The sequence below is a fragment of the Marisediminitalea sp. genome, from assembly GCF_984433645.1.
On record NZ_CFIDRX010000007.1, the window covers coordinates 1 to 6,683 of the forward strand.

Sequence of the window (6,683 nt, forward strand, 5' to 3'; positions counted from 1 at the left end):
TTATTGTGAAAGGCTAATTTAGCCCGATTGCATTATCTGGTCATCGTGCCGCCCAGCATAAACGCAGTGGGCGGCTATTTCTTTATGAACTGCTTAATTGCTGGTTAACTTACGCGGGTCCAGCAGTTCTTTCAGTTCACTCTCCGGTATGTCTGTCATTTCAAGCGCCACATCCAGAATCGGGCGCTGAGACTTGTAAGCCGCTTTTGCAATGTCGGCCGCGCGGTTGTAACCAATAATAGGGTTCAATGCGGTAACCAGTATTGGATTCTTGTGCAGGGCTTTTTCAAGATTATCCTGATTCACGGTAAACCCTTTGATGGCTTTGTCGGCCAGCAGTGTTGAACTGTTTGACAGTAGCGTAATACTGTCCAGTAAATTACTGGCAATCACGGGCAACATGACATTCAGCTCGAAGTTACCAGACTGTCCGCCTACCGTAATTGCATAGTCGTTACCCATTACCTGTGCTGCAGCCATAGCGGCGGCTTCCGGTATAACCGGATTAACTTTGCCTGGCATAATGGACGAGCCGGGTTGCAGAGCGGGTAACGATATTTCTCCTAAGCCGGCAAGGGGGCCCGAGTTCATCCAGCGCAAGTCATTGGCAATTTTCATTATGGTAACCGCATAAGATTTCAGAATGCCCGATAAGGATACTGCCGTGTCCTGAGAGGCTATCAGTGCGAAAAAGTTGTCGGCGGGCTGAAACGCAATGTTGGTAAGGCGGGTGAGTGCCTGATTAAAGCAATTAGCAAAGTCAGGATGCGCATTCACGCCTGTTCCGACTGCTGTGCCGCCCAGTGCCAGAGTTTGTATGGCTGGTTGTAGTGCCGACAGGGATTTGATTTGCTGGGCAATCTGAGCCTGCCATCCCGATAAACTCTGGTCCATTCTTACGGGCATGGCATCCATTAAATGGGTGCGGCCGGTTTTACAGTAATCGCCCACCGCTTGTGCTTTTTGATTGATGACAGTGTAAAGATGTGACGCTGCAGGCAATAACGATTCTTTTACCGCGATAGCCGCGCTTACATGAATGGTGGTCGGAATAATGTCGTTACTGCTTTGCCCGTAGTTTACGTGATCGTTAGGATGAACCTCGGTGCCGGTTAACTGGGTGGCGAGCCGGGCGATCACCTCGTTGGCATTCATGTTGGTGCTGGTACCTGAACCGGTCTGAAAGACATCAACCGGAAAATGACGCATTAACGCCGGATCAGCCAGGAGTTGATCACAGGCCGAGCATATAGCGTCACCAACCGGCTGTTCCAGGGTGGCCAGTTCCAGATTGGCCTGTGCCGCCGCCTTTTTTACCTGGATCAAGGCCTGAATAAACCCCATTGGCATGGCCTTGCCACTGACTGGAAAATTATCTACCGCGCGCTGAGTCTGAGCGCCATAAAGCGCATCTTCGGGAACGTGTAATTCCCCCATACTGTCTTTTTCAATTCTGGTGTTCACCTTGTTCTCCATTCATTTTTCTAGGGTAGGGGTTGCATTAGCTGTGATTCAATGTGCTTTAGCCATAGCTGGTGTCCTTGAGTGTGCCCAACACTACGAGCTGCAAACAGTGGTCGGTGCACATAATCGAGACACTGAGTGCGCCACTGCCAGGGGATGTGTTGGTCATATGCGGTATTTACCAACACACACGCACAACGAATAAAACACAAAAACTTTTGATGATCCTTGGTTAAATCGTTTGCGACTTCTTCGGTAAATTCAATATACCAACGCAATAAGTGGCCATTATCTGGCTGGTGGCCGTTCCGAATCCGCTCTGCCAGAGAGCGAGAGGTGTCCAACATAGCCGTGCAATTCATGCTGAATAATCCATTTGCAAATGATAATGATTTGCATTTAATTTAATTGCTGCTAGATTGAGAGTCAAATAGTAATTGTGGTGGATGCCATGCTTGAGCGCACATTTTTTTCAAATAAAGCCTCCCGAATCGTTGAAAGTAAGCGATTACCAATGAACAAACGCTTAGCTTTACCATTAATACTAGCAGTATTTATAGCCCTGCCAGCTACGCGTTGGATCACACTTTCTGTGCTTACGGATGCCTTTTTTCAGGTGGCGGCGTTTGTATTTGCGACCCTGGCAATTTATTACAGCTTATCCAGCCGGATCAGTGAACATGCGATCAGCCGTTTCCTGTCCCGTTATCCCGCAGCCGAAGTTGGCATGGCTGCATTGTTGGGCGCGTTGCCAGGATGCGGTGGTGCCATAGTTGTGGTTACACAATACACCAAAGGCGCAACCAGTTTCGGGGCCGTAGTAGCGGTGTTGACCAGTACCATGGGAGATGCTGCATTTTTGCTCCTGGCTCAGGCACCCCTGGATGGCCTGACCGTGATGGGAGTGAGTGTGGTTACGGGTACCCTGACCGGGATGTTGATTAATACTGTGCACAATTACCGCGACGGTGCACTGGAGCAGGCAGACGGTCAGTCGCAGCCCGACGATTCAGAGGTAACAAACACATCTATGTTAGCCGGGCATCTTTCAGTGTGGTTTTGGGTTGTGTTTGCAATACCTGCGGTAAGCATTGCGGGCATGTTGGCGTTTCAGATTGATGTGCCTGGTGCGTTTGGTCTGTCTGAATCGGTTTGGCTGACGATAGGAAGCGCACTCGCGCTTTGCTGTATTACGCTATGGGCACTGAGTAGCAAAGGGCAGAATTATTCGTCGCTGATGAGCGAGGACAAAAGTGAACACCCCATCATTTGGCAACACAAATCAGCAATGGACACCCAGTTTGTGTTGTCCTGGGTTGTGGTTGCCTTTTTGTTATTTGAGCTGTTGGTAGAAATAGCAGGGGTAGATATAGCACAATGGCTCAGCTCAATGGGAAGCGGTGTGGTTGGTCTGGCTATTTTAATCGGTTTTTTACCGGGATGCGGACCACAAATACTGGTGACCAGTCTGTATCTGAATGGCGCGATCCCATTTTCTGCTCAACTGGGCAATGCGATCAGTAACGACGGAGATGCATTGTTTCCCGCTATTGCCTTATCTCCCCGGGCTGCGCTGCTGGCAACCGTGTATTCGGCAGTGCCTGCTGTGTTGGTAGCATACAGTTACTGGTGGTGGTTTGAATAGGGAAACAATGCCTCAATTCCCCATACCAGCGCCCGTTCCCAAATCACATAATCGTGGCCGCCCGCGTATTCTTTGTAATGTACCTCGTAGCCCTTCACTTTGAGGATATCGCGCAAATGCCGGCTACCTGACAAAATCCCTTTTTTGCCCGTTGGACTGGACTCAAACAAACCTGCCGTCATGGCATAACGCACCTTTTGTGGCGCAGATGCCATGACACGTTCAGAGACAAAATAGCGGTCTGACGGATAGCCCGGTTCTGCAGCCCACCAAAATGAACCGCTCATCACTATGGCGTTGCCAAACGTCTCTGAAGCCTTAAATGCATGATTGAATGCGCCGAGTCCACCGTAGCTGGAGCCGGCCAGTATGCGTTGTTCAGCAGTAAACGCACGCCCGGTTAAGCGGTAAACCTCGGGTAATATTTCTTCCACCAACATCTGTGTAAAGAGGGAGTTGTCAGGTAATTCCTGACCACGTGTGGCGTTGTCCAGGGTATCAATTAACACAACATCGACTGCCGGAATACGGTTGTTGATGACTGCCTGCTCAAGCGTGGCCAGTACATTGATCTCAGTCGTAAATTGCACGCCATCAAACAGCAATAGCTGAAGTCTGTCGGCTGGGTGTTGATTGTCTGGCGAAGTATACAGGGAGATCTGCCGATGGTTGTTTAATCGCTGACTGTACAACGTAAATGTTTGCGAAGTCCCGGTGAGTTTGCAGTCGTTGTCACAAGCTTTGTAGGGAGCTGCATTGGGCAATGTCACAACAGAAAGCTGCATGTAGGGGTCAGTGGTATCCGGTTTGGTGGTGTGCGGATTTAATGGGTCGCGCCGGGCCGTTGCTTTTAGCGCGACACGCTGTTCAAACGGACTGCCTTCAAATCGCGGAACATCAGGCGCAATTTGATACGACACAACCGTGGTATCGGGGACCACATAGGTTTTATACCAGATATCCGTGTTACCAAGACGCGCCATCCAGCCGTGATCTCGGTCTGGGGCGCCAAAGATAAGGGCGTTGTGTTTAGCGCCGCGGTGTAAGAACGTCAACAGGTACTCGTCGGCTTTACTCGAAGGCTCGATAAGCGGAGCTCCGTTTTCAATGAGGGTTTGCCACACAGTGTCAGTGTCCTTTTGCTGTTGCAAGGCTCGCAACGCATTTAGTACAGCAGGGCTACTAATATCTGGCTGATTAAAGGTTTGCTGGTTGCGCGGAACCTGCTTCAGCAGGGTTATCTGAATGTGTTGCTTTGTTTGTGCAAGTAGAACCGGCGAGTCCACAGGAGCCACAAGGTAGAACCAGGCTGTGCCGGTATGCGATGACACCAGTTGTCGTGCACAGTGTAACTTATCGTCAGCCAGACATAACGAGAACTCACCGGGAGACGTTGCCTGGCCTGCTACGTATGTCCCTTTACTGACCGGAAGTGAGAGTGTTGTTTGATGTGGGGTCAGAGAAAGCTGGGTCTTTTGCTGACTAACTGGCCCCTTACTGATGGCGGCAAACAAAGGCGATGAGATGCACAGGCAAAGCAATATTGCAGTGCGGAAGACGGCGTGTTGGATATTCATAACGTGTTGTTTTCGTTGTGCAGAAATAGCGCAGAATTGAAATTATGCAAATAGTAACAATTATCATTTGCAATTACAATTTTGAGGGTCTATTGTAATGACAAGGAGGGCACAGTTATGCAAATTTCCTATCTATGCGCCAAACACAATGATTGGGTTTACGGGCATCCACAAGAAGCCTTGCACTTTCTTGCGAGGGACGAATGGCAGGGAACCACGCTGTTTTGCGATGGGCAGTTTCGCGAATGTATTGCCTATTTAGGGTGTGCATTTGATATTGCCGTGATTTTACTGGAAGTAGAAGAGGGCCAGAATCAAAGCATGATAGAGAAAGTGAAGTCTCTGTCGTTGCTATTGTGTACCGCATATGAATCATTGCGCCTGACCGAATACCGGCGCGCTATTGAGCGGCGCGTGCAGGCGGTATTACAAGCCGTAGATGGTCAGGGTCAGCCAATTGCTTTGCAGCGCTACGGCGCTTAGCCGCGGGTTTTGAAAGGAGGCTACACAATGAACGATTACAATGTGGCGTACGGTTATTGGGAGCAGTCAATTTGCCGGGCAAATCGTTGTTTTGATCAGTCCCACACACTGTTAGCGCTGTTTTATTATCAGCAGGCTATTCAACGCAGTGATGTATTGCTCGAGGCCAATCCAGCCAGCCGACAGTCTATTGGTGCCATGTTGGTAAGCCATCATAATCTGGCTGAGTTGTATCAGCGCAATGGCGCTTACCGCGCAGCGTGGCAACACTTTCAGGCCGCGCGATTAAAGATGCACGACATACTTCAGTGTAGCGGCGAGTTACCCGGCCCGCTGTGGGGAAGTCGAATCGCCTACACGCAACTTTGCCTGTTTGAAAAGCAGCACGGCGCGTACGGGGCAACCAAATCCGGATTCCTCAATCGCAATATACCGCTGGCGTTTCAATCCAGTCAGCAATCATCCACCCATTAATTAAGCAGGAGCATATACATGCAACTCAAACGAATTTTTGCGTCATTGTTGATGACGATCTGTGCACTCGTTAGCCCGCTGACGTTGGCACATGAAGGGCACGACCATAGCCATTGGACCAGCCCCATTTTACACGCTTTGTTTTTACTGTCGCTGGCTGCCGTTGGCCTGGCCTGTATCTTTGCGTTGTACAAAGCCATCAGTCGTTCTTCTTCAAGGGAGTCCTGAGCATGTTGCACTCACTATTGCGTCGACTCGACAAAAAACTATCGTTTGCGACCGCCAGCGCACACTGCGATATTCCCTGTAAAATTTATGACCCCATTATCGCTCAGGTAGCGGCCCTGAGTGTGATCAGACTTACCGACCTGCTATTGGAATTGGGTGACAAAGAGAGCCTGTCACTGAGTCAGCAAGCGCAGCTGAGCCGGTTGGTCAGAGAGAAAGAGATTCACGCCGAAAAGGTGAAAGCCGAAGTACGAGTGATTTGGGGGGACTATTTCAAAGCGCCACAATTTGAGACCTTTCCCGATACCCACGAATTGGTCCATAAAATCATGCTGGCGGGCTCTGCGTGTAAGCAACATGTCGACCGCCAAAAGGGACTGGAACTTCTGCAACTGGTAAATCAGTTTGCCGGGTATTTTTGGCAAACCAAAGGCGTGGCAACCAAAACGGCGACGTGTCCTTATCCGCCGTCAGAAGACGTTTTGTACCCGGACCTGTAATGTTAAAGCTGCTGCGCATTCAGGGCAGAAGTATGCTTCCTACGTTGCCACCAGACACCTACGTGCTGGTAGCAACGTTCCCCTTTCTATCGATCTCTCTCAATGACCTCGTTGTCGTCAATACCGCGCAATACGGGGTAATAGTCAAACGCGTACTTGCGGTAGATAGCAGCAAAACTACCTTTTACTTATGTGGAGACAACATTGCCGAGAGTGTGTCCTCGAATCAAATTGGTCCGGTTTCAAAAGCGGAGGTACTGGGCAAAGTGATTTGGTTTAAAAAGCCGCCACGAACCGCGTTAGATTACCTCA

The 6,683-nt window shown here is 49.8% G+C and carries 9 protein-coding genes; 6 read left to right on the forward strand and 3 right to left on the reverse strand.

All coding sequences use genetic code 11. The features are described from left to right. Window positions 1–93: 93 nt before the first annotated feature. Together AC4MRN_RS01975 and AC4MRN_RS01980 are read right to left on the reverse strand one after the other, a co-directional pair. A complete protein-coding gene (locus tag AC4MRN_RS01975; RefSeq protein ID WP_491202346.1) occupies window positions 94–1,476 on the reverse strand; it encodes a class II fumarate hydratase in 1,383 nt (460 codons plus the stop codon). Window positions 1,477–1,484: 8 nt separating this feature from the next. Then, window positions 1,485–1,826 (reverse strand): hypothetical protein, encoded by a 342-nt coding sequence (locus AC4MRN_RS01980; protein WP_155013873.1) that lies wholly within the window; start codon window positions 1,824–1,826, stop codon window positions 1,485–1,487. A gap of 152 nt (window positions 1,827–1,978) precedes the next feature. Here AC4MRN_RS01980 and AC4MRN_RS01985 point away from each other — a divergent pair, with 152 nt between their 5' ends. After that, a complete protein-coding gene (locus AC4MRN_RS01985; protein WP_491202347.1) occupies window positions 1,979–3,109 on the forward strand; it encodes a putative manganese transporter in 1,131 nt (376 codons plus the stop codon). Here the strand turns inward: AC4MRN_RS01985 and AC4MRN_RS01990 are convergent. Then, window positions 3,088–4,686 (reverse strand): alpha/beta hydrolase-fold protein, encoded by a 1,599-nt coding sequence (locus tag AC4MRN_RS01990; RefSeq protein ID WP_491202348.1) that lies wholly within the window; start codon window positions 4,684–4,686, stop codon window positions 3,088–3,090. The two genes, AC4MRN_RS01985 and AC4MRN_RS01990, sit on opposite strands and share 22 nt — an antisense overlap. Before the next feature lie 117 nt (window positions 4,687–4,803). Here AC4MRN_RS01990 and AC4MRN_RS01995 point away from each other — a divergent pair, with 117 nt between their 5' ends. From AC4MRN_RS01995 to AC4MRN_RS02015, 5 genes are all read left to right on the forward strand, one after another. After that, window positions 4,804–5,169 carry a hypothetical protein gene (locus tag AC4MRN_RS01995; protein WP_073323643.1) on the forward strand — a complete coding sequence of 122 codons (366 nt, stop codon included), beginning with the start codon at window positions 4,804–4,806 and terminating at the stop codon, window positions 5,167–5,169. A gap of 27 nt (window positions 5,170–5,196) precedes the next feature. Next, entirely contained in the window at window positions 5,197–5,643 is a 447-nt protein-coding gene (locus tag AC4MRN_RS02000; RefSeq protein WP_255052960.1) for a DUF2753 family protein, read from the forward strand. 18 nt (window positions 5,644–5,661) lie between these two features. Continuing rightward, window positions 5,662–5,871, forward strand: a complete 210-nt coding sequence (locus tag AC4MRN_RS02005) for a hypothetical protein (protein ID WP_139241583.1) — start codon at window positions 5,662–5,664, stop codon at window positions 5,869–5,871. A 2-nt stretch (window positions 5,872–5,873) separates the two neighbouring features. After that, entirely contained in the window at window positions 5,874–6,371 is a 498-nt protein-coding gene (gene sodN, locus AC4MRN_RS02010; protein ID WP_073323637.1) for a superoxide dismutase, Ni, read from the forward strand. Continuing rightward, the coding region (locus tag AC4MRN_RS02015; RefSeq protein WP_491202349.1) for a S24 family peptidase at window positions 6,371–6,683 on the forward strand (313 nt) is incomplete at its 3' end. The genes sodN and AC4MRN_RS02015, both read left to right, overlap by 1 nt.